Origin of the sequence: Luteibacter sp. OK325 (assembly GCF_003050935.1) — a bacterium.
GTDB lineage: Bacteria > Pseudomonadota > Gammaproteobacteria > Xanthomonadales > Rhodanobacteraceae > Luteibacter.
Window position 1 is genome coordinate 83,925 of sequence record NZ_QAOX01000001.1, and the last position, 21,753, is coordinate 105,677.

General features: G+C 63.7%; 18 protein-coding genes. 6 read left to right on the top strand and 12 right to left on the bottom strand.

The window, feature by feature from the left end; genetic code table 11:
• Window positions 1-10 precede the first annotated feature (10 nt).
• Window positions 11-1,417, top strand: a complete 1,407-nt coding sequence (locus C8J98_RS00370; RefSeq protein WP_107909858.1) for a sigma-54 dependent transcriptional regulator — start codon at window positions 11-13, stop codon at window positions 1,415-1,417.
• Between the two features lie 74 nt (window positions 1,418-1,491).
• Here C8J98_RS00370 and C8J98_RS00375 read toward each other — a convergent pair whose 3' ends face one another.
• From C8J98_RS00375 to C8J98_RS00385, 3 genes are all read right to left on the bottom strand, one after another.
• On the bottom strand, window positions 1,492-1,779 hold the full coding sequence (locus C8J98_RS00375; protein WP_107909860.1) for a hypothetical protein: 288 nt from the start codon (window positions 1,777-1,779) through the stop codon (window positions 1,492-1,494).
• Between the two features lie 138 nt (window positions 1,780-1,917).
• On the bottom strand, window positions 1,918-2,286 hold the full coding sequence (locus C8J98_RS00380; protein ID WP_158272549.1) for a hypothetical protein: 369 nt from the start codon (window positions 2,284-2,286) through the stop codon (window positions 1,918-1,920).
• Window positions 2,287-2,458: 172 nt separating this feature from the next.
• Window positions 2,459-3,655 carry a M23 family metallopeptidase gene (locus C8J98_RS00385; protein WP_107909864.1) on the bottom strand — a complete coding sequence of 399 codons (1,197 nt, stop codon included), beginning with the start codon at window positions 3,653-3,655 and terminating at the stop codon, window positions 2,459-2,461.
• A 654-nt stretch (window positions 3,656-4,309) separates the two neighbouring features.
• On the opposite strand from C8J98_RS00385, the gene C8J98_RS00390 reads away from it, so the two are divergent.
• Entirely contained in the window at window positions 4,310-4,525 is a 216-nt protein-coding gene (locus tag C8J98_RS00390) for a hypothetical protein (RefSeq protein WP_107909865.1), read from the top strand.
• A gap of 29 nt (window positions 4,526-4,554) precedes the next feature.
• Here C8J98_RS00390 and C8J98_RS00395 read toward each other — a convergent pair whose 3' ends face one another.
• The 4 genes from C8J98_RS00395 to C8J98_RS00410 all read right to left on the bottom strand — a co-directional run bounded on the left by C8J98_RS00395 (window position 4,555) and on the right by C8J98_RS00410 (window position 10,956).
• Window positions 4,555-6,105 carry a response regulator gene (locus C8J98_RS00395; RefSeq protein WP_107909867.1) on the bottom strand — a complete coding sequence of 517 codons (1,551 nt, stop codon included), beginning with the start codon at window positions 6,103-6,105 and terminating at the stop codon, window positions 4,555-4,557.
• A gap of 30 nt (window positions 6,106-6,135) precedes the next feature.
• Complete coding sequence (locus C8J98_RS00400) at window positions 6,136-6,582, bottom strand: response regulator (RefSeq protein WP_107909869.1); 447 nt, start codon at window positions 6,580-6,582, stop codon at window positions 6,136-6,138.
• Window positions 6,579-8,375: an ATP-binding protein gene (locus C8J98_RS00405; protein ID WP_107909871.1), complete on the bottom strand. Its 1,797-nt coding sequence runs from the start codon at window positions 8,373-8,375 to the stop codon at window positions 6,579-6,581. Before C8J98_RS00405 ends, C8J98_RS00400 begins: the two co-directional genes overlap by 4 nt.
• A 232-nt stretch (window positions 8,376-8,607) precedes the next feature.
• Complete coding sequence (locus C8J98_RS00410) at window positions 8,608-10,956, bottom strand: GH92 family glycosyl hydrolase (protein ID WP_107909873.1); 2,349 nt, start codon at window positions 10,954-10,956, stop codon at window positions 8,608-8,610.
• Between the two features lie 169 nt (window positions 10,957-11,125).
• On the opposite strand from C8J98_RS00410, the gene C8J98_RS00415 reads away from it, so the two are divergent.
• The 4 genes from C8J98_RS00415 (at window position 11,126) to C8J98_RS00430 (ending at window position 15,784) form a co-directional block, all read left to right on the top strand.
• Window positions 11,126-12,175, top strand: a complete 1,050-nt coding sequence (locus tag C8J98_RS00415) for a LacI family DNA-binding transcriptional regulator (protein WP_107909876.1) — start codon at window positions 11,126-11,128, stop codon at window positions 12,173-12,175.
• A gap of 20 nt (window positions 12,176-12,195) precedes the next feature.
• Window positions 12,196-13,515 carry an L-fucose:H+ symporter permease gene (fucP, locus tag C8J98_RS00420; protein WP_107909878.1) on the top strand — a complete coding sequence of 440 codons (1,320 nt, stop codon included), beginning with the start codon at window positions 12,196-12,198 and terminating at the stop codon, window positions 13,513-13,515.
• Between the two features lie 71 nt (window positions 13,516-13,586).
• Entirely contained in the window at window positions 13,587-14,567 is a 981-nt protein-coding gene (locus C8J98_RS00425) for a carbohydrate kinase (RefSeq protein ID WP_107909880.1), read from the top strand.
• Complete coding sequence (locus C8J98_RS00430; protein WP_107909881.1) at window positions 14,564-15,784, top strand: AGE family epimerase/isomerase; 1,221 nt, start codon at window positions 14,564-14,566, stop codon at window positions 15,782-15,784. Before C8J98_RS00425 ends, C8J98_RS00430 begins: the two co-directional genes overlap by 4 nt.
• Before the next feature lie 82 nt (window positions 15,785-15,866).
• On the opposite strand, the gene C8J98_RS00435 is transcribed toward C8J98_RS00430, so the two are convergent.
• From C8J98_RS00435 to C8J98_RS00455, 5 genes are all read right to left on the bottom strand, one after another.
• Complete coding sequence (locus C8J98_RS00435) at window positions 15,867-16,190, bottom strand: hypothetical protein (RefSeq protein WP_107909883.1); 324 nt, start codon at window positions 16,188-16,190, stop codon at window positions 15,867-15,869.
• 391 nt (window positions 16,191-16,581) lie between these two features.
• Complete coding sequence (ligD, locus tag C8J98_RS00440; RefSeq protein WP_107909885.1) at window positions 16,582-17,460, bottom strand: non-homologous end-joining DNA ligase; 879 nt, start codon at window positions 17,458-17,460, stop codon at window positions 16,582-16,584.
• A gap of 4 nt (window positions 17,461-17,464) precedes the next feature.
• Window positions 17,465-18,388, bottom strand: coding sequence for a Ku protein (locus C8J98_RS00445; protein ID WP_107909887.1), 924 nt, complete (start codon window positions 18,386-18,388; stop codon window positions 17,465-17,467).
• A 67-nt stretch (window positions 18,389-18,455) separates the two neighbouring features.
• Window positions 18,456-20,366 (bottom strand): CocE/NonD family hydrolase, encoded by a 1,911-nt coding sequence (locus C8J98_RS00450; protein ID WP_233260058.1) that lies wholly within the window; start codon window positions 20,364-20,366, stop codon window positions 18,456-18,458.
• An 807-nt stretch (window positions 20,367-21,173) separates the two neighbouring features.
• Window positions 21,174-21,401 carry a hypothetical protein gene (locus C8J98_RS00455; protein WP_107909891.1) on the bottom strand — a complete coding sequence of 76 codons (228 nt, stop codon included), beginning with the start codon at window positions 21,399-21,401 and terminating at the stop codon, window positions 21,174-21,176.
• Window positions 21,402-21,753 lie beyond the last annotated feature (352 nt).

Here is a 21,753-nt window from a genome sequence, read left to right on the forward strand (position 1 = left end):
TTCGGACCCAATGAGCAAGCAGACCGTTCTGGTCATCGACGACGAGCGGGATATCCGTGAGTTGCTGACCATCACCCTCGGTCGAATGGAACTCGACGTCGACGCCGTGGGGAGCGTCAACGAAGCGCGGAGCGCACTCGCCAATCGCCGTTACGACCTGTGTTTCACCGACATGCGGCTGCCCGACGGCAGCGGCCAGGAAATCATCGAGCTGATCGCGGCCAACCACCCCGACATGCCGGTGGCGATGATCACTGCCTACGGCAACGTGGACGCGGCCGTGAATGCGCTCAAGGCGGGCGCCTTCGACTTCGTTTCCAAGCCGGTGGACATCCACCTGCTGCGCCGGCTGGTGCGTACCGCGCTGAAGCTCTCCGAGGAGCGCAAGGCCGAAGCGGGCAGCAAGGGCGCTCCGGGGGCCGACCGCCTGATCGGCGATTCACCGGCCATGGCTGAAGTGCGCTCGAAGATCGCCAAGCTCGCCCGCAATCAGGCGCCGGTCTATATCGGTGGCGAATCGGGCGTGGGCAAGGAACTGGTCGCCCGTCTCATCCACGAGCTGGGACCGCGTGCACCGGGTGCTTTCGTGCCGGTGAACTGCGGCGCGATTCCGTCCGAACTGATGGAGAGCGAGTTCTTCGGCCACCGCAAGGGCAGCTTCACCGGCGCCCACGTCGACAAGGAAGGCCTCTTCCAGGCGGCCCAGGGCGGCACGCTGTTCCTCGACGAAGTGGCCGAACTCCCGCTGCACATGCAGGTGAAACTGCTGCGCGCGATCCAGGAGAAGGCTGTACGTCCGATCGGCGGACGCGACGAGATCCCCGTCGACGTGCGCATTCTCTCGGCCACACACAAGAATCTTGCCGCACTGGTCGAGGAAGGCCTGTTCCGACAGGATCTGTTCTACCGCATCAACGTGATCGAGCTGCGCGTGCCGCCACTGCGCGAACGCCGCGGTGATGTGCCTGCCCTTGCCGAGTTCATCCTGCGCCAGTTGGCCACGGAATCCGGCGGAGCGCCCGGCCGCTTGCGGGCCGACGCACTCGCCGCGCTGGAGGCCTACCAGTTCCCCGGCAACGTGCGGGAGCTGGAGAATATCCTCGAACGCGCGATGGCCATGTGCGAAGGCGACACTATCGAGGCCGACGACCTGATGTTGCCGCAGCGCAATGCATCGGCGGCTTCGGTGCCGGCAGCGCCAGGTATGCCGGATGCGGTCGCCGCAAGCGCGGGCGCACCTGCACCTCGTGTCGCCGCCACGGACGGCTCGCTGGAGGATTACATTTCCAACATCGAGCGCGACACGATCATCAAGGCGCTCGAAGAGTCGCGCTACAACAAGACGGCGACGGCGAAAAAGCTTGGCATTACGTTCCGCGCACTGCGCTATAAACTGAAGAAGCTCGGCATCGATTGATGTGGAGCTCGCAAGTGAACTGACGCCTCCACCCACCCTGTCGGTGCGCAGCGAGGCGTCAGCCACCTACCCGATCATTTTGCCGGCTTGGCCGCCTGATCCGTCACTGCTTTGCACGAAGCGTATTCGTCACGCGTGAGCCTGGAATCGTGGTCTGCGTCGCACGACTTGAGGATCTTCGCGACGTTGTCTGGGTAGACCATGATCTCAGGCAAGGTCACGATGCCGTCCTTGTCCTTGTCGATCTCGTCGAAACTGGGCAAGGTGGGTTTGCTCTGCGGTGGCGAGGCAAACGCCATACCGGCAAAAACCAGGGAAAGAATCAAGGAAGTGAGGGCAAGACGGGCGCTAACAGCGTTCATGACAAGGCTCCTGTCAAACGAATGTCTAAGGCCGATGCGTCGGTCGACGCCGCGCCACCCTGCGGCGCGACGGTACTATGCGCCGCTTCCCACCTTGCTTCAACGGAAACGGCGGCCGGGCCGCCTGCCATCATCGTCCTAACGCGCGCGCTGGGCTGCTCGAAGCTTTTCCCACTGACGAGCCCTCCGGTAGCGATAAACGCGATACCCGGCGATCGCGAGAGTCCAGTAAAGCGCCACGGCCATGACCGCGTTGAGGGCCAACCAAACAATCAGCATCGGGTCCCGCACGTAGTCGAGATCGGGTGATGGAAGCCCGAGCCACGGGGTGATGAACAGCGGGACGTGCATGACCGCACGGAAGATCTCGAACGCGATGCCGTCGACGCACCTTGGATACGCGCACGAGGTCTGTAACGCCAGCAGCATTGCCGATGCCACAAAGTGCAGTAACGAAGCGCCGACAAGACCGGCGATGCACGTATTGCGCCGCATGCTGCGCTGCATGTGGTCGACTTTCTTTTCGTAATCCGGGTACATCGCATTCCCCACGTCTCGATGGATGTTTCGCGGCGGCGCCGGAAACACGTCTCGGTTGACGTTACGAGGGAAAGAGACGCATCGAAATGGAAGGAATCTGAAAAATCGGACCGATTGCGCGAGGCACAACCCGCGAAATTCACCTTTGCGGGGGAAAGGCAACCACGGTGTCGCTCAAGGGTAATTGGCCAGAACCTTGCCGCGGCGTCGCCGGCTTCCACCGCTCGCCCATGCCGAACAGCTGACCTTCGGTTTCCGGGCCGAAGCTGTCCACCTTGTCGAAGACATAGGGCACGCCCTCTGAGCCTTCGAAGGTAGCGGCGTTGGCCACCTGAAAATGCAGATGCGGAGCGGCGGAATTCCCCGACTGCCCCAGCGCTCCGATCAGCTGGCCGCGCGCAACAACCTCACCGACCTTCACCGCAACGCTTCCACGCTTCAGGTGCGCATAGCCGGCGAAATTGCCGCCGCCCAGGTCAATGACCACGTAATTGCCGAATAAACCATCCAGCGTAAGCGAGGCCGGTTCCGGCTGGCCTTCCAATGGCTTGTTCTCGCCCTGCCCGTCGCGCATGGCGACCACCGTGCCGTTGCCGACCGCTAGCACCCCGGCCCCGTAGCCGAACCAGTCGGCGTACGTGGTGGCGTGGATATCCTTGACCGATTTAAAGGCGAGACCGTGTTTGTCGATGCCGACGAAGTCGATCGCGAAGCGTTGCGGAATCGTCAGCGTGCCGTTCACCGCGACCAGGCTGCCCCAATGATGGGAATGCGCATTGCCCGGCCCCTCGTGCGCCAGCCAGCGACCACCCTTCAACGGGGCGCCAAGGTGCAGCGCCGTGCGCTCGGAAACGGTAACCGGCACACCATCGACGCGACTGACCCTGTCCTTTTCATCGGTGAAAGCGATGCGGTGACGCAATGTACGCGGTGCCACGCCCGTGGGCAGGGTGATCCAGACGAACAGCGTGCCGCGCTTACCCGCGGCGATGCCGGCGGGTTTGCCTTCGTCGGGAACGGGTCGGATCGCCGCGTCCACTCCGGCCTCGTCCAGATGCAGGAGTACACGGTCCTGCTCGTCGATAACCTCGAGCGACCGCGGCCGCAACGTGCCGGTATCGCCATAGACGTTGGTCACCTGAACCTCGTAGGCGAGATGCACCGCACCGTCGCTTCCGGCGAAAGGTGACGGAGCGAATGGGATTCGTGCTTCGACGGGGGCGGGCATGTCTTCCGCGAGCACGGCTCCGGCGAACCACGGAAAACAGGCCAGGCACATCAGGCTGGCAAGGACCGACTTCCTCCGCGACTTCGTGCGGCAGCGCCTATGCATCATGTTCCGCCCCCCCTCATCGTGAATGCTATGTAGCACGACGAGGGGGTTATCCGCTAAGGCTCCACGCGAAGCTGAGCTCAGGGAATCACGTTCTCCGCCATGCTCCACGCCGAGCAGCCGACGGCATCAGCTCCCGCGTCTACGGAGAAGGGGTATCCAAGCGGAACAATGGTAGGCGAGAATGGTATTTCACATAGGCCCGCAACTGACACTAGTGGCCCTCGCATCGACATTCCGGCGAGTGGCGATAGGCCTCCGGAAACGCTTCACTATCCTCTTCCGGGCGCCTCACCCCCATGACCCATCCCTTCTTCGACACCCTTGAGAAACGAATGTCCGAAACATCGGACGTCTACATCCCTCGCGGGACGGATGCAGAAAGCTATTGCAAGGGATTGGCCGACGCCATTCGAGCGCATCGCTGTGAACCGTTCGTCGCCACCGCTCGGGTAACACCGCCTGGCTTCCCGGATGCTGAAGTTGGGACCAGTATGACTGGCTGGTGCCTAGCGAGAAACGCCGGCTATTGGCTGGTATACCAACCTGACATGGATCGCTTCTGCTGTTTCTGGGGTGAGGATGCGGCGCACCTCGGGGCGCCCGGAATTTTTGGAAGCCCGCTTTATTGTTGGTCGGCGTGAGTGCTGACCTGGCATGAAGATCCTGAAAACGATCTTGTTCCACGAAATTATGGCGGCGCTCATGGCTGCCGGACTGACCGGGATCATCGTGCTGATCTACGCCCCACCCGGCCGAACGCTCAGCTTCTATTTTTCTGGCTTGTCGCGCTACAAATTGTCGCTGTGCCTCAGATCGTACGCGCCGCCAGACGTTGAATGCACCCGGCAGGCAACTTATGTCACCCCGTAAGGCCGCCTGCCAGCGGAGGCGAGATTCTCTCAGGCGCTCCCGCTGGTCTCGAGAGCCTCACGCACCTTCCGCAACAAGGCCTTGGACTGGATCGGCTTCTCCAGGACGTAGAGGTGATCCAGCTGCGGCAGTTCATCGAGGTTCAATGGCTTGTCCGGACGGGCCAGGAGCAACACCGCACCGGTATAGCCGTGGTCGAGCAACGCCGCGAGCGTGCGCACGCCGGTGAACAGATTCATGTCGGCATCCATCACGACGAGGTCGGGAACGCCGTGCGCCTCGATCCATTGCAACGCGGCCGTACCGCTCTGGCTCGCGCCAGCCTGATAGCCGTAGGCATCGAGCGTATCGGCCAGCAACGAAAGCTGCACCGCTTCCTCGACGACGACCAGCACGCGCTCGGCCTCGCCCTGCAGGCTCGACTCCATCACCAGCGGCTCGGCGTCGACACCCTCTTCGGGATTGAGCGGCAGGTAGAGGTGGAACTGCGTGCCTTCGCCGGGCTTGCTACGCACACGCATCAAGCCGCCGTGGCTGGCGACGATGCGCTTGCACGAGAGCAGCCCGAGGCCCGTGCCCAGTTCCTTCGTCGTGAAGAACGGTTCGAACAGGCGTTGCAGGACTTCGGGCGTCATACCCGCACCGGTATCGACCACTGAAAGTCGCAGATAGCGTCCCGGCGCGGGCTGCTCGCCTTCGACGAAGAAATCCTCGGGCAGGTTCGCCTGCGCCGTCTCCACTTTCAGGTGGCCGCCGTCGGGCATGGCCTGGATGGCGTTGAGACAAAGATTGAGCAGGCACTGCTGCAACTCGGTGTGATTGCCCTCGAAGGAAACGTCGGCATCGAAGATATCCACGTTCATCTCGATCGAACGCGGCACGCTTCCCTGCATCAGCAGCTTGAGGGCTTCGAGCAACGCACCCAGTCGTACCTGCTCGGCACGCCGTGCGCCGCGTGCGAACGAGAGCATCGAGGAGACCATCTCCAGGCCGCGACGGCCGCAGTCGCGCACCAGCGCGCCAAGGCGCGCCAGCCGCGGATCGTCGGCATAGTCTTCGAGCGTATCCCCCGCCAGAAGCAACGGCTGCAGCAGGTTGCGAAGATCGTGGCTGAGTCCGCCGGCCAGCAAGGCCAGGCTCTCGAAACGCTGCGCGCGGATCAGCTCGAGTTCCGCCCGGGCACGAGCGCGCTGCTCTTCGGCTTCACGCAGTGCGCGGCGCACGGCGGACGCCAGGCGTGCCGTGTTCTGCTTGAGGATGTAATCCGTGGCGCCGTTGCGCAGCGCGACGATGGCCGCTTCTTCGCCCAGCGTCGCCGAAATGAAAATGAAGGGTATCTCGGCGCTACGCTCGCGAAGGATCTGCAGTGCGCGCTCGCCACTGAAGGACGGCATGCTCAGGTCGGACAGCACGATGTTCGGCTCGAAGCTGTCGAGTGCCGCGGTGAACGCAGGCTCGTCGTCGACCAGCATCACCTCGTATTCGAGTCCGTCGTCGTCGAGCTCGGTCAATACGAGCTCGGCGTCGAGGGGATTGTCCTCAACCTGAAGGATTCTGACTTTGCTGTCGTGCCCGCCCATGCTTATGCCCGTACGCTCCGAAGTGACCGTTTACTCGCCGTCCGGGCGCTGGTTGAGCACGGCCCAGAAATGGCCGAGTGTCTGTACCGCCGTGAAGAACTGTTGCACGTCCACCGGCTTTAGCACATAGGCATTCACACCGAGGTCCCAACTGCGTGCCAGATCGCTCTCTTCCCGCGACGACGAAAGGATAACCACGGGGAGGCGCTTCCATTTTTCTTCCGTGCGCAGCTGCTTGAGCACCTCCAGGCCATCCATGCGCGGCATCTTGATGTCGAGCAGGATCACCGAAGGATCACCTTCGGGGCGATTGGCGTACTGGCCGCGACGATGAAGCCAGTCGAGGCAGTCCACGCCGTCCTCGACATGGACCACGGGATTGGCCAGCTTGGCTTCGCGAAGCGCGTCGATGGCCATTTCGGCGTCGGCCATGGAGTCTTCGACGAGGAGGATGGTGCGCAGGTCGCGCTGGTTCATGTGTCACCCATTCTGGAGCCCGGGACATCCGAGGCCGGCAAGGAAAAATGAAAGGTGGCGCCGTTATCGGGCTCGCCTCTGGCCCAGGTGCGGCCGCCGTGGCGCGCGACGATGCGCCGTACGTTGGCAAGGCCGATGCCGTTGCCGGGAAATTCGGACGCGCGGTGCAGACGCTGGAACACGCCGAACAGCTTGCCCGCATACTGCATGTCGAAACCGGCGCCGTTGTCGCGCACTGCGAATTCGTAGTCGCCGGCTGGCGTGCGGTCGAGGGTCACCTCGATCTGCGCACGCTCGCGGTTGCCTGTGTACTTCACCGCATTGCCCAGCAGGTTCTGCCACACGGTACGCAGCATGTTCTCGTCGCCGATTACGATCGGCAAGGGTGCGACCTTCCAGTCGATGTGGCGGTCGCGTGCGTCGGTCTCGACCAGCGCGCGCGCCTCCTCGACCAGCGACTGCATGTCCACCGTCTGCAGGCGCAAGGCACCACGGCCCAGGCGCGAGAACACGAGGAGGTCATCGATAAGCTGGGCCATACGCCGCGAGGAGCTGCTGATCACGTCGATATAATGCCGCGAGCGCTCGTCGGCCTTGTCGCCGAGCTGGGTCTCCAGCTTGCCGGCGAAGCCGGAGATATGACGAAGCGGTGCACGTAGGTCGTGCGACACCGAGTAGCTGAAGGCCTCGAGCTCGCGATTGACGTCGGAGATCTGCTCCACCTTGCCCTCGAGCTGGCGGTTCAGCTCGCTGACCTTCTGCTCGACCAGCGCACGCGCGGTGATGTCGCTGACCGTGAGCAGCAAGGCCGGTGCGGTGCTCTCGGGTTGTTCGATGCGGCGGGCGTTGATCACCACGAAGCGATCGATGCCATCGACAGTGCGCTGCGTGAGCTCGTAATCCCACAGCTCGCGGTCGCGCGCGAGCACGTCCGAGAGGCGCTGCAACAGCGCGGTGTCCTTCCAGGCCCCATCGCCGATATCTTCCAGGGGCGAGTTGTGATCCTTCTCGGCGTCGTAGCCGTATAGCTCGGCGAAGGCGGCATTGACCAGCAGGGTCCGCAGGTGGCCGTCGAGCATGGCGATGGGCTCGCGCACGGCCTGCAGGATCAGCTGCGAACGCTGCACAGCCTGGGCCACCCGCGATTCCGCGGCAAGGCGGATGGCTATCTGCCGTTCGGACACGAATACCACGATGCCAAGCAGGACGATCTGCGCCAGGGCGGCCACCAGGAGCACGATGCGATTGTTTGACGCGAGGTCGTGGGCTGTCTGGCGGCGCGCATCCAGCAGCTTCGACTCGTCGTCCAGTATTTCCCTGACCTGGTCACGGAACGGGAAGAGCCGACGCGAGTCTTCCATGGTGGCGAATGCGCCGGCCCGGTCACCGGCCTGAAGCTGCTGCATGGCCTTTTCGAACATGCCCGCGCGCCCGTTGGCGATCGACTCCAGGCCGCCAAGGCGCGTTAGCTGCTGCGGGTTGTCGCGCATCAGCTCGCGCAGGTTGGCAACCAGAGCGGGAAGCAGCTTGCGCGGGGCCTCGATGCGTTCAGTGAGATCGGGCGCGTCGGGCCCACCTGCCACACGCGTGTATACCGCCGCCTCACTGCTGCGCAGGAGGGCATCGACCCGGTAGACGGCGGCCTTGATGTCCGCCGTGTGGGTGACCCAGTCGCGCGAGTCGAGGGCGTCCTCGGAACTCGAGCGAGTGACCACATAAGGCAGGGCGACGATGACGAGCACAGCTGCGAGCAGGCCTGCGAGGCGCCAACGCCATCCGGTACGGAACATCATGCTCTCGTCATCCCCGCAACGAATCCTGCCCTTGAAGGACCCTCATTGTAGACGCCGCGCGCATCGCTTCGGTGATTGGGCATGACAGGACCTCAGACACGGTGACGGGTGCGCCGTCCTGCCCCGTATCTGCCGCCCCATGGGGCGGCAGATACGGATAGGGAAAGGCGCACCCGTCCAGATGGAGTCGTGCTTAATGCCGAAGGACCCGTGAAGGCCCTGTGACGGGTCCTTACGGTGCGGACGGCGTCATCGAGTACGGCAGCGACGCCGGTGTCTGGCCCCAGTCCTTCGCCGGCTCGGCCTGCATGGTGAAGTGCAGTTCGCCGCCGGCGACGATTTCCTCGTGACGGACGAAAGTGCGGTCCAGGGCTTGTCCGTTGAGGGTCACCTTGCCGACGTACGGATGCTTCGCGTCGAGGTGATCGGCGGAAACGACGAAGTGCTTGCCGCCCGGCAGGTTGAGCGTGGCCTTCTCGATGAAGGGGCGTCCGATCACGTACTGGTTGCTGCCGGGTGCCACGGGATAGAAGCCCAGCGCGGTGAAGATGTACCAGGCCGACATCTGGCCCAGGTCGTCGTTGCCCACCAAACCCGTCGGCGTCGGCGTGTACTGCGTCTGCATGATCTGCGCCAGGCGTTCCTGGGTCTTCCAGGGCTGGCCGGCGTAGTCGTACAGGTAGGCCACCTGATGGCTCGGCTCGTTGCCATGCGCGTACCAGCCGATCAGGCCGGTGATGTCCTCGACATGGGCGAAGGACTTCGGATCGACCTTGGCATCGAACACCGAATCCAGCTTTTTGACGAAGGCTTCCTTGCCGCCCAGTGCGTCGATCAGGCCGGCCACGTCCTGCGGCACGTACCAGGAATACTGCCAGGCGTTGCCTTCGGTGTAGTCGCTGCCGTAGCCGGCCGACGAGGGATCGAACGGCTCGCGATAGTTGCCGTCGCTCTTGCGTGCGCGCAGGAAGCCGGTCTTCGTATCGAAGCTGTTCTTCCAGTTGCCCGCGCGTTTGGTGAACGTCGCAGCGATATCGTCCTTGCCCATGGCCTTGGCCATCTGCGCCAGCGACCAGTCGTCGAAGGCGTATTCGACCGTCTTCGAGGCCGCTTCGGGCTGGCGATCGATCGGCACGTAGCCGAGCTTCATGTAGTCATCGAGACCGCCGTACGGACCGTAGGTGGCACTGGCCACCATGGCCTCCAGTGCGGCATTGGCGTCGTAGCCGCGAATGCCCTTCATATAGGCATCGGCGATGACCGGCACGGCGTGGTAACCGATCATGCACCAGGTTTCCATGCCCTGGTACGCCCAGACCGGCAGGATGCCGAAGGGACTGGACTGGCGCGCGGCAATCAGCGAGCTGACGAAGTCGTTGCTCTTGGCCGGCTGCAGCAGGGTTATCAGCGGCTGCTGCGCGCGATAGACATCCCACAACGACCAGGTCGAATAGAAATCAAAGCCCTTGGCCGTGTGCACCTGGTTGTCCGGGCCGCGGTACTCGCCATTGACGTCCATCGAGAGGCTGGGCGAGATCATCGAGTGATAGAGCGCGGTGTAGAACGTTTTGCGGGTTTCCGCGGGTGCCTTGAGCTCGACCGTGGACAATGCCTTCTCCCAGCTCTGCCGCGCTTCGGCACGGCGGGCATCGAAGTCGAAGCCTTCACCGTCCTTGTCGAGGTTGGCCATGGCGTTGTCCTCACTCACCGAGGAGACCGCCACCTTGACGATGAGCGGCTTGGACAGGTCGCCGAAGTCGAACACGCCCTCGAGCGCACGGCCGCTCATCGCGTCGACGTCCTCCGCACGGTTGCCCGGGCCGCTGAAGCCCTTGTACGGCACGCCGGTCTCGCGATTCTTCAGGCTGCGCGAGGTCATCGGCTGGTTGAAGCGCATAGCGAAATACAGCTGGCGACCCGGCGCCCAGCCGCGCGTGGCACGGCCACCGGTGATGGTGCCGTCGGCACGTACGCGCAGGCTCGACCAGAGCACCTTGCCCTCGTAGTCGTAGATGCTCGGACGCAGGTCGAGCAGCAGGTGGGCCGGCTTGCCCTTGGGGAAGGTGTAGCGGTGCCAGCCCACGCGGGCGCCGGCGGTCAGCTCGGCGCGGACGTCGTAGTCGGCCAGCGTAACGGCGTAGTACCCTGCTTCCGCTTTCTCGCTCTTGTGGTCGAACCGCGAGCGATAGCCGCTACCAGGCTGGTCGGGGGAGCCGGGGTCCAGCTTCACGTCACCGGCGATGGGCATGACGAGTACGTCGCCCAGGTCGGAATGGCCGCTGCCGGAGAAGTGCGTATGGGAGAAGCCAAGAATGCTCGAGTCGCCGTACTGATACCCGGCGGCCCACTTGTACGCGTGCTTGACGTCCGGCATCGCGGTATCCGGCGAGAGCTGGATCATGCCGAACGGCACGGTGGCGCCCGGGAAGGTGTGGCCATCCCCACCGGTGCCGATCATCGGATCGACGGCAGCGTAGGCGGCCGAGCCGCCCTTGTCGGAAGCCGCCGCGGCGAGCGCCGGCAGGGCAAGGCACAGGGCGGTGGCCAGCAGGCCACGGCGCAAACGGATGGTGCTCGACATCGGTGGTTCCCCTCGGGTGGACGCGTTTCGAGTGGTCACGAACATTTGGATCGTGACAAACAGACCGAAAGTAGCAAAGATGCCGCAGACTCGCATGTTGCAGTGCGTGATGCATCCCTTTCGCCGGCGAGCGATGATCGCCCGGTTTAGATCGTTTGAAGGAGCCAAGATGCCGAGGATCACCCCGCAACGCCGCAAGGTCACGCTCGCCGATATCGCCCTGGGTTGCGATGTGTCGCGGGCCACCGTGTCCCTCGTGTTGCGTGGCAGCCCCCTGGTCAATTCGGCCACCCGCGCGCGGGTCGAGGCCGAACTGAAGCGCCAGGGCTATGTCTATAACCGTGCCGCAGCCAACCTGCGCCGGCGCACCTCCTCGAGCATCGGCCTGGTCGTGAACGACCTGGGCAACCCCTTCTTCGCCGAATTCGCCGCCGGAGCGGACGAAGCCCTGGCCAGCGCCGGGTACGTCACCCTGCTCGGCAACACCGGCGAATCGCCGGAGCGGCAGCAGGCCGTCCTCAACTCCCTGGTCGAGCACGGGCCGGCCGGCATCATTCTTTCGCCTGCCGAAGGCAGCGAGGGCGAGCGCGTGCTGGCCGCCGTCGGCATGCACACGCCGCTGCTGGTGTTCAACCGCGAACTGCCCGACGACGAAGGCACCCATCGCTGGGACACCCTGGAGATGGACAACGAGCACGGCGCCCGCCTGGCCACGGAACACCTTATCGGCCTCGGGCACCAGCGCATCGCCTTCTTTGGCGGCCATCGCGAATCGAGCTCGGTGGAACAGCGCCGCCGAGGCTACGCCAGCGCCATGAGCGCCGCCGGCCTGAAGGTGGATCCGGCATGGATGATCGAAAGCACACCCACTCGCCTGGAGGCCGCACGCCAGACCGGTGCCTTGTTCGCCCGCGATCCCGCGCCCACGGCGGCGGTTTGCTACAACGACGCCGTCGCACTGGGCCTTATGCTTGGCCTGACCAAGCGAGGCCGTCGCCCGGGCGAGGATTTCGCCCTGACCGGCTTCGATGATGTCGCCGAGGCCTCGGTATGCGTGCCGCCCCTGACCACCATTGCGGTCGATCCGCGCGGCCTGGGACGGCGCAGTGCCGAACTCATTCTGGAAAGACTTCGCAATCCCGAGACGGACACGGCTTCTACAATCGCGCCCGTCCGGCTGGTCGTTCGCGAAAGCAGCTGCCCGCCGTCCTCCCCCTGAAACCACCACTGGAGCGCCCCATGGCTACCGCTTCCACGCCATTGCCCAACTCGTCGAACTCGACGGGCGCCGGCGACACCCGTTACACCTATTTCCCGCTCGCGCTTGGCGTGATGTCGACGATCTTCTTCATGTGGGGGTTTCTGACCTGCCTGAATGACATCCTCATTCCGCACCTGAAGGCCGTGTTCGAGCTGAACTACTTCCAGGCGCTGCTGATCCAGTTCACCTTCTTCGGTGCCTACTTCATCATGGGCCTGCCGGCCGGCAAGCTGGTCGCCGCCCTCGGTTACAAGAAGGGTATCGTCGCCGGCCTGATCATCGCCGGCATTGGCGCGGCGCTGTTCTGGCCCGCTGCCGGCATGCGCGTTTATCCGCTCTTCCTCGGCGCGCTGTTCATCCTGGCCACCGGCATCACGGTGCTGCAGGTCGCGGCGAACCCGTATGTCGCCCTGCTCGGTCCCGAGAAAACCAGCTCCAGCCGCCTCACCCTGGCCCAGGCGCTGAACTCGTTCGGCACCTTCCTCGCCCCGTTCTTCGGCGGCGTGCTGATCCTGTCCAACCAGGTCAAGAGCAGTGACGATATCGGCAAGCTCAGCGCCGCCGAGCAGCTGAGCTATCGCGCGACGGAAGCCAGCGCCGTGCAGGTGCCCTACATCGGCCTGGCCGTGGTGCTGGTCGCCATTGCTATCGGCGTGTATCTGTTCAACCTGCCGAAGCTCGAGGAAACCACCGAGAAGGCCGACGAAGGCCACCACTCGCTGATGGATGCCTTCAAGACGCCTCACGTGTTCTTCGGCGTGCTCGGCATCTTCTTCTATGTCGGCGGCGAAGTGTCGATCGGCAGCTTCATGATCAACTACCTGCAGCTGCCGGAAATCGGCAACATGACGGGTGAAGTCGCCGCCTCCCACGTGGCTTTCTACTGGGGTGGCGCCATGGTCGGCCGCTTCATCGGTTCGGCGCTGCTCGCCAAGTTCTCGCCGCGCAAGCTTCTGGCTGCCTTCGCGGTGATCAACGCCCTGCTCGTCATCACCACGATGATGACCACCGGCAACGTGGCCGTGTACAGCATTGTCGTCATCGGCCTGTTCAACTCGATCATGTTCCCGACGATCTTCTCGCTCGGTATCGAGGGCATGGGTCCGCTGACCGGCAAGGCCTCGAGCCTGCTGATCATGGCCATCGTCGGTGGTGCCCTGATCCCGCTGATCCAGGGTGCGATTGCCGACAAGATCGGCCTGCAGCACGCCTTCTTCATCCCGCTCATCTGCTACGCCTACATCGTGTTCTACGGCCTCAGTGGTTCCAAGGTCCGTTCGGTGCCTGTCGCGCGTTAAGCCCCATGGCGACGGCCGGCCTCGCGCCGGCCGTCGTGTAGTACTTTCTTGCCCCAAGGACAGGCCGCAGCATGTCTTCCATCCTCTGCTTCGGCGAGGCGCTGATCGATTTCCACGCACAGCCCCAGGGCGGCGCCGGTCAGCCTCCCGCTTTCGTTCCCTTTGCCGGCGGCGCGCCGGCCAATGTCGCGGTCGCCGCGGCACGCCTCGGCGCCCACGCCCGCTTTGCCGGCATGCTCGCACGCGACATGTTCGGTGATTTCCTGCTGAAGAGCCTTACCGACCTTGGCGTCGGTACGGACGACATCGCGCGTACCGATGAGGCGCGTACCGCCCTGGCTTTCGTCGCACATGACGAAAAGGGCGATCGCAGCTTCAGTTTCTATCGTCCACCCGCGGCGGATCTGCTGTTCCGCCCGGAGCACTTCCGCAAGGAAGCGTTCGACGACCTTTCGATTTTCCACGTCTGCTCCAATTCGCTCACCGAAGCGGCGATCGCCGCGACGACTGTCGAAGGTATGCGGCGTGCACGTGCCGCCGGTGCATTGGTCAGTTTCGACATGAACCTGCGCCCGGCCTTGTGGCCGGCCAGCGAAGCACCGCTGCCACGCCTGTGGGAAGCGCTGTCCGAAGCCGACGTGATCAAGCTCAGTGCGGAAGAGTTCGCCTTCATCCATGCGGGTGCGGGTTCCGACGACGCCGTGCTCGAGCGTCTCTGGCGCGGCAAGGCCGGCCTGTTGCTAGTGACCGACGGTGCCGAACCGATGCGCTGGTTCTCCCGTTCGGCACGTGGCACGGTGCAGGGCTACGCCGTCGAAGCGGTGGACACCACCGCCGCCGGTGACGCTTTCGTGGGTGGCCTGCTCGCCCGACTGGCCGCGGAAAACGTTACGCCCGCGACCTTCGACGCGCTGGTCGCCGACACGGCCCGCCTCGACGACCTGATTCGATTCGCCGCAGCCTGTGGTGCGATCACCGCCACCCGCAAGGGATCGTTTACTGCCATTCCCGACCAGGCCGAAGTCAGGGCCTTCATGGAGAAGCACGCATGACGAACTACCCCCTCCCCGATTTCCACAACGTGGATGTACTGCGCGACCACGTCGCCAAGACCATGGGTTTCTACAAGCCGAACGAGGTCGACGCCGCCGGTGGCTTCTTCCAGTACTTCAAGGATGACGGTACGGTTTACGACCGCAGCCACCGCCACCTGGTATCGAGCACGCGCTTCGTGTTCAACCACGCCATGGCTTACCTGGAATTCAACAAGCCCGAAGACAAGGACCTCGCGCTGCATGGTCTGAAGTACCTGCGCGACGTGCATCTGAATCCCGAGACCGGCGGCTACGCCTGGACCATCGCCGACGGTAAGCGCGACGACCAGATGAACCACTGTTACGGCCTGGCCTTCATGTTGCTGGCCTATTCCTGTGGCGTGAAGGTCGGCATGGCCGACGCACGCGGCTGGATGGAAGAGATCTGGAACCTGCTCGAGAAGCGCTACTGGGAGCCGGGTCCGGGCCTGTACCGCGACGAAGCCGACAAGGACTGGAACTTCACCGGTTACCGCGGCCAGAACGCCAACATGCACATGACCGAGGCGATGATCGCCGCGTGGGAAGCGACCAAGGAAGACCGCTTCCTCGATCGCGCCCTGCTGCTCGCCGAACACATGACCCAGCGCCAGGCTGGCCTGACGCCGCAGAAGCTGGTGTGGGAGCACTACCACAGCGACTGGACGATCGACTGGGAATACAACCTAGACAATCCCAAGCATCTGTTCCGCCCCTGGGGCTTCCAGCCGGGACACCAGACTGAGTGGGCCAAGCTGCTGACCATGCTCGAGCGTTATACCAAGGGCACGGCGAAGCATAAGGACTGGCTGGTGCCGACGGCGAAGCACCTGTTCGACGAGGCGCTCGACAAGGCCTGGGACAAGGAATACGGCGGCATCGCCTATGGCTTCTCGCCGGAAGGCGACGTCTGCGACGACGACAAGTATTTCTGGGTGCAGGCCGAATCGCTGGCTGCCGCGCAACTGCTGTTCGAGACCACCGGCGAAAAGAAGTACGACCAGGCGTACGAGAAAATCTGGGCGTACAGCTGGGAGCACTTCGTCGACCACAAGTACGGGGCGTGGTACCGCATTCTCAAGCGCACCAACGAAAAGTACGACGACGAGAAGAGCCCCGCCGGCAAGACCGACTATCACACGATGGGCGCTTGCTACGAGGTGATGGCTTCGCTGCGCCGGATGCAGTCGAAGTAAACGCATCTGCCTCGCACATCTCGACGGAGTGTCGCGATGTGCGAGGCAGATACCTCACAATTCGCCGATTGGCACTCTCGCATCACTCGTACACTTCGCTCATGAATCGCAGGTAGTCGTCCAGGGAGACGAGTTCGCGGTCCACCGGTCGGCCCTTTCGTTTCGCGAAACGCTGCATGTCGAGCACCAGTATCCCTATACCCGAATCCCACTCATTGCCAATCCCGGGAGCCAGTTCGACATCGAACCTGTCGGTGGGCCTGAGGAGACCTCGGGGGATGCCAAGTTCCTGAGAGACGTGCGTAAGAAGCTCGGAGAAAACCTCAAAATCGATCTCATCCGGTCGATAACTCGCGTCGAAAATCTGACCTAACGAAAGGATTTGTCTATCTTTCGGAATGGGCATGGCGGGAACCTCACTTCATAATTAGCGGATGCGCGGCGCATTGCACTCGCCAATGGCGCCGAGATCGTAAAAACCTTCCCATACCGTGGTTACAACGGCGAAGCGGCCAACAGCCCTGCCCGCGGCGCTGACTCGCGCTTGTAACGGTCCGAAGGATCGGCCGCTCGCAGCCCGCTGCATTGCCTGTCCCGCCGCCGAGGCGGCACGGTGCTGCCACGACGTGGCATGGGACGCTCTGCTGATACCCGACCCCGTCGGCCCGGACATCGCGTTACCGATCGAATTGGCCAGATTTGCCGCGCTCCCACAAACTTGGAGCCAGAGCCCAGCTTGAGCCTAGCGCTGCGTCAGCTGCCTTTGCAACGGCGTCCGAAACCGTCGGGTACAGCCATCACCTTGTAGGCAACGCCTGCTTCAGCGATTCGATCCCCTCCCAGGGATCTGCTTTCGGCCCTTCGGTTCGCTTCAGCGCCTTCTTCAGGTCGAACGCCCCGCCCGTCTTCAGCCGGGCAATCTCTTCCCAGCCCAACGGCATCGCCACCGGCGCACCGGCCCGCGCACGTAACGACCAACCCGTCACGCTCGTCGCGCCCCGTGTGTTGCGCAGCCAGTCGATGAAGATGAGGCCCTCGCGTTTGGCTTTGCTCGCCTCGGCGATGTAGCGCTTTGGCGCATCCGCGACCATGGCATCGGCGATGCCTTTGCAGAAGGCCTTCACCACGTCCCAGGACGGGCCGCGCCGGAAGGGCGCGACGACATGCAGGCCCTTGCCACCGGACGTGCGAACGAAGCTTTCGAGGCCTTCGCCCTGGAGTCGCTCGCGGATCGCGCGCGCGCACGCCACGACGGTCTTCCAGTCGACATCCTGCGAGGGGTCGATGTCGAAGATGAGCCGGTCGGGCTGGTCGGGGTTGTCGACACGCGCGCCCCAGGGATGGAACTCCAGCGTATTCATCTGGACGAGTTCGAGGATGCCTTTGGCATCGTCGACATACAGGTACTCCGCTTTGCCGCCATCCTTCTCTTTCAGCGTTACGGCCTTCACGTGCTTGCCCAGCGTGTCAGCGTGGTGCTTCTGGAAAAAGCACGCTCCCTTGGTGCCTTGCGGGCAACGCACCACCGACAAGGGCCGCCCTCGAAGTTCCGGCAGCATGAGTGGAATCACCGCGTCGTAATACGTAGCAACGTCGCCCTTGGTCGGGCCACCCTCGCCGAAAACCTCGCGCTCCGGATGGGTGACGGCTACACCATCGACAATCAGCGGCCCCATGGCGTCAACCCGCCTTGCGACGGGTGGCCGGTGACTTGCGCGAGGCGCCAGCCTTAGCGGGCGACTTCTTGGCAGCGACTTTCTTCGTCGCGGCTTTCTTCGTTATCGTCTTCTTCGCCGGTGTGCGGGTCTTCGCGCCGAGACTCTTCTTCAGCAGTGCCATGAAGTCGACGACGTTGGTCGTCGCATTTTCCGGCGCGTGATCGTCCTCGTCATCGATTGTGGTCGTGACGCCCTTGCTCTTGAGGCGCTTCTCGATAGCCTTGCGCAGCTTGTCGCGGAAGTCGTCGCGGTAATCCCCGGGCTTCCACTTGCTCGACATGGACGCAATGAGGTCCTTCGCCATGTCCATCTCGCGTGGCGATATCCGGTACTCGGAGGTCGACTTGCCGGGGAGGTCGAAGTCCTCCGCATGGACGATCTCGGACTGGTAGCGAAGGAGGTTCAAGACGAGCGCGTCGCCCTGCGGCATGACGGCCGCGAGGTACTCCCTGGTGCGGATCACGACGCGGGCGATGCCGACCTTGCCGGTCTTCTTCAGTGTCTCGCGCAGCAGTACGTAGCCTTTCTCGGCCTTCTTTGCGGGCAGGAGCACATAAGGCTTCTCGAAGTACGCGGGGGCGATTTCACCAGCATCGACAAAGGTGTCGATTTCCACCGTCTCGTGCGCGTCGCTGGCGGCATTCTTGATGTCCTCTTCCTCGAGGACCACATAGCTACCCTTCTGGTATTCGAAGGCCTTGACGATGTCCTTCCAGGGCACTTCTTCGCCGGTGTCGGCGTTGACACGCTCGTAGCGCACGGGCGTGTTGCTGCGCTGGTCGAGCATGCGGAAATGCAGGTCGTTGCGCCGCTCGCCCGACATCAGCCGGATCGGCACGTTGAGCAGGCCGAACGATAGGGTACCGGTCCAGATGGGACGGGCCATGGGGCGATCCTCGAACCTCGGGGAGGTCGAGGATCGCCCTACGGGCGTGCACGGAACGCCAAAGGGGTCAGTGCTTCGGCTCGTCCAGTACCGGCAGTTCGATGGCACTGGCCGTCCCCGGCGCGTGCCAGACCTGCTGCGTGGCCTTCTGGTAGTCCGAAGGCTTCGCGAAGAAGATGTTCGGCACGTAGGTCTGCGGGTTACGGTCGTAGAGCGGGAACCACGAGGACTGCACCTGCACCATGGCGCGGTGACCCGGCAGGAAGGTGTGGTCCACGGTGGGCAGGCCGAACTTGTACTCCAGCGGGGTATTCGGCGTGATCGCCTTCGGATCCGAAAAACTCTCGCGATAACGGCCGCGGAAGATATCCATCGAGATGGCGAGTTCGTAGCCACCCATGGCCGGCGACGAGGCATTCGTCTCCGGAGCCACATCGATCAGCTTGACCACCCAATCGCTGTCCGTGCCGCTGGTGGAGGCGTAGAGGTTCACCTGCGGGGCGCCAGCCACGCGCAGCGGCGCGGTAAGCGGCTCGGTGACATAGGTGAGGACATCCGGGCGTCCGTCCACGAAACGCTGGTCCTGCACCAGCCAGGTGGTCCAGGAGGTGCGATCGGTGAAGCGAACGGGGCGCGGCACATAGGACACCGGCTTGGCCGGGTCGGAGACATACTCGTCGTACTTCGCCGCCGAAGCGTCGGGGGCAGTGAACGACAGGCCGCCGTTGGCAACGAGGTAGAGCGGCTTCGTGCCTTTGGCCTGGGGCCAGGACTTGAAGCGGTCCCAGTGGTTCTCGCCGGTGTTGTAGATGAGCACGGGCGGGGTGTTCGCCTTCGGCGCGCCGTCCATCAGGTACTGGTTGAAGAACGGCAGGAGCACGTCGCGGCGGAACTGCAGGGCGGTGTCGCCATCCCAGTTCAGCGCGCCGAGCGAGGACGCGCTGTAGTTGACCTGGCTGTGCCGCCACGGGCCCATCACCAGGTAGTTCTTGTCGTTGCCCTTGTCCTTCGGCTCCACAGCCTCGTAGCTGTGGATCGCGCCCCACATGTCTTCCTGATCCCACAGGCCCTGCAGCCACATGGTGGGCACCTTCAGCGGCTGCTTCGCCATTTCCTTGTCGAGCGCCTGCCCCTGCCAGTAGGCGTCGTACGAGGGATGCTCACTGAGCTTGCGCCAGTAGGGCAGCTGGTCGAGGCCGGCGGCCTTCGCATAATCGCCGGCCGAACCGGCCTTCAGGAAATTCGTGTAGTCGTCGAAACCGGCGCGCGTGATCTCCGCGCCCTTGCCACGTTTGGCGTTCTGGCCGGTGATGTAATCGAAATTGGTCTGGCGAAAAGCGCCGTAATGGAACCAGTCGTCGCCCATCCAGCCATCCACCATCGGGCTTTCCGGCGCAGCTACCTTGAGCGCGGGATGCGGGTTGACCAGGGCCATCACCACGGTGAAGCCCTCATACGACGAGCCGATCATGCCGACCTTGCCGTTGGACTCGGGCAGGTTTTTGGTCAGCCAGTCGATCGTGTCGTAGGCGTCGGTGGAATGATCCACCTCGGACGAATTGAGTGGACCACGCAGCGGGCGGGTCATCACGTAGTCGCCCTCCGAGCCGTACTTCCCGCGGATGTCCTGGAAGACGCGGATGTACCCGGCGTCGACGAACACCTCGTCGCCCTGGGGCAACAGGTCGCGCATGGTCGTGGCCCCGGCGCGCTCGGCGCGTCCGTCGGCGTTGTACGGTGTGCGGGTCAACAGGATCGGCGCGTGTCTGGCGTTCTTCGGAATCACGATGACCGTGTGCAGCTTCACCCCGTCGCGCATCGGGATCTCGACCTCCCGCTTGATGTAATCGTTGGCGGTGGTGGGCGAATCGAATTTTGCCGGGATGTCCGGCGTCATCGGCGCGGTCTGCGCCACCGCCAGGCTGGAGGCGACGGCCAGTGACAGGGCGAGCATGGGAAGCAACGAGCGATGCGACATGGGCATTCCTGTGGCGTTGGGACGAAACCCGCCTAGCCTGCCGTATCGCGGGCGCTGAAGCCATGGCAAAAAAAGGTTCTTCGCGGATTACCGGGGCCGGGCGCTCAGCTTTCAGGCCGTGCATTCTTTCGCACCTCGCACCTCGCACCTCGCGCATGGCTCGGCTTCGCCATCGCTCTCTACACTTGGGCGTCTCGCGGGGGAGACCTTGGTGTCCACCCTCGCTGCTCAGACAGTCCTCCGCGTTCGGATCGGAAGGCCGCTTCGCGGCCCATGTATCTATCTGGCCTACGGCCGCTCACTTGTGCGGAACTCGCCTCGAGGGTGGACACCAAGGTCTCTCACGACGATACGGTTGGGTGGAAGGAGAGCCGTTGCGTGGTGCCGTCGTCGGCCCCGGTCGCTTCCGGAACACCGGGGCGATGCGGACGCGGTTGCTAGCACCCGGTTGCCCAACACCTTCCTCGCGCCCGTGCTGGCATGCCGGCCGACGATGCTGCCGCGCGCTTTGGCTCGACCCACACGAACCTCAGGGCTCGGGAGAGCCTTCGGTGTCCACCCTCGAGGCGAGTTCCGCACAAGTGAGCGGCCGTAGGCCAGATAGATACATGGGCCGCGAAGCGGCCTTCCGCACCGAACGCGGAGGACTGTCTGAGCAGCGAGGGTGGGCACCGAATGCTCTGCGCCGCGACGTCACGCTCTGCGCCGCTACGTCCACGCCCGCAGCGACGTCCCCGGAATTCCGCGATGAACCAAAAAAAAACCCGCCACTCCCTGGGGAGCGGCGGGTTTGGTCGTACTTACTGCTTACTGAGCCGGAGCGGTCGAAGCCGGAGCCGGAGCAGCCGTGCCGGCAGCAGCCGGAGCGGTCGTGGCAGCAGCCGGAGCGGCGTCAGCCGGGGCAGCAGCCGGAGCGGCCGGAGCCGTGGCAGCAGCAGCCGGGGCAGCGGCCGGGGTAGCGTCTTCGCTCTTGTTGCAAGCGGAGAGCATGGCGGCAGCGACGAAGGCGAGTGCAGTGATCGAAGCAATCTTCATAGGTTTGGCTCCTCAGTTGTTATGTATAGGCGCAAGCGCGACGGCGGATACCCACTGGTTGGTGGGTCCTCCACGGCTTTCGCCGCGCGTGCAGATGATAAATGGTTTCATCCCTGGCGTGCCCGTGCGAAGACAGACACGACAAGATTGCAACGATCATGATGAAGCGTAGATGTCTGGTGACGCAAGCGTGACGCAATCGCACGCTTTTTTCAGAATAATCGCCTTACGCCTCCGGAAGCCAGCCCCTAGCCTTGTCAGTCATAAATTGCGATTTGGACAACCTGTCCCGTCGCCTGACAAGGAGAGAATGGATGCGCACGCAAAAACTCATTAAAACCCGGTACATGGC

Excerpts from the sequence above, each read along its gene's own strand:
- C8J98_RS00370 (WP_107909858.1), top strand. The coding sequence starts at position 11 with ATGAGCAAGCAGACCGTTCTGGTCATCGACGACGAGCGGGATATCCGT.
- C8J98_RS00375 (WP_107909860.1), bottom strand. The coding sequence starts at position 1,779 with ATGAACGCTGTTAGCGCCCGTCTTGCCCTCACTTCCTTGATTCTTTCC.
- C8J98_RS00380 (WP_158272549.1), bottom strand. The coding sequence starts at position 2,286 with ATGCAGCGCAGCATGCGGCGCAATACGTGCATCGCCGGTCTTGTCGGC.
- C8J98_RS00385 (WP_107909864.1), bottom strand. The coding sequence starts at position 3,655 with ATGATGCATAGGCGCTGCCGCACGAAGTCGCGGAGGAAGTCGGTCCTT.
- C8J98_RS00390 (WP_107909865.1), top strand. The coding sequence starts at position 4,310 with ATGAAGATCCTGAAAACGATCTTGTTCCACGAAATTATGGCGGCGCTC.
- C8J98_RS00395 (WP_107909867.1), bottom strand. The coding sequence starts at position 6,105 with ATGGGCGGGCACGACAGCAAAGTCAGAATCCTTCAGGTTGAGGACAAT.
- C8J98_RS00400 (WP_107909869.1), bottom strand. The coding sequence starts at position 6,582 with ATGAACCAGCGCGACCTGCGCACCATCCTCCTCGTCGAAGACTCCATG.
- C8J98_RS00405 (WP_107909871.1), bottom strand. The coding sequence starts at position 8,375 with ATGATGTTCCGTACCGGATGGCGTTGGCGCCTCGCAGGCCTGCTCGCA.
- C8J98_RS00410 (WP_107909873.1), bottom strand. The coding sequence starts at position 10,956 with ATGTCGAGCACCATCCGTTTGCGCCGTGGCCTGCTGGCCACCGCCCTG.
- C8J98_RS00415 (WP_107909876.1), top strand. The coding sequence starts at position 11,126 with ATGCCGAGGATCACCCCGCAACGCCGCAAGGTCACGCTCGCCGATATC.
- fucP (WP_107909878.1), top strand. The coding sequence starts at position 12,196 with ATGGCTACCGCTTCCACGCCATTGCCCAACTCGTCGAACTCGACGGGC.
- C8J98_RS00425 (WP_107909880.1), top strand. The coding sequence starts at position 13,587 with ATGTCTTCCATCCTCTGCTTCGGCGAGGCGCTGATCGATTTCCACGCA.
- C8J98_RS00430 (WP_107909881.1), top strand. The coding sequence starts at position 14,564 with ATGACGAACTACCCCCTCCCCGATTTCCACAACGTGGATGTACTGCGC.
- C8J98_RS00435 (WP_107909883.1), bottom strand. The coding sequence starts at position 16,190 with ATGCCCATTCCGAAAGATAGACAAATCCTTTCGTTAGGTCAGATTTTC.
- ligD (WP_107909885.1), bottom strand. The coding sequence starts at position 17,460 with ATGGGGCCGCTGATTGTCGATGGTGTAGCCGTCACCCATCCGGAGCGC.
- C8J98_RS00445 (WP_107909887.1), bottom strand. The coding sequence starts at position 18,388 with ATGGCCCGTCCCATCTGGACCGGTACCCTATCGTTCGGCCTGCTCAAC.
- C8J98_RS00450 (WP_233260058.1), bottom strand. The coding sequence starts at position 20,366 with ATGTCGCATCGCTCGTTGCTTCCCATGCTCGCCCTGTCACTGGCCGTC.
- C8J98_RS00455 (WP_107909891.1), bottom strand. The coding sequence starts at position 21,401 with ATGAAGATTGCTTCGATCACTGCACTCGCCTTCGTCGCTGCCGCCATG.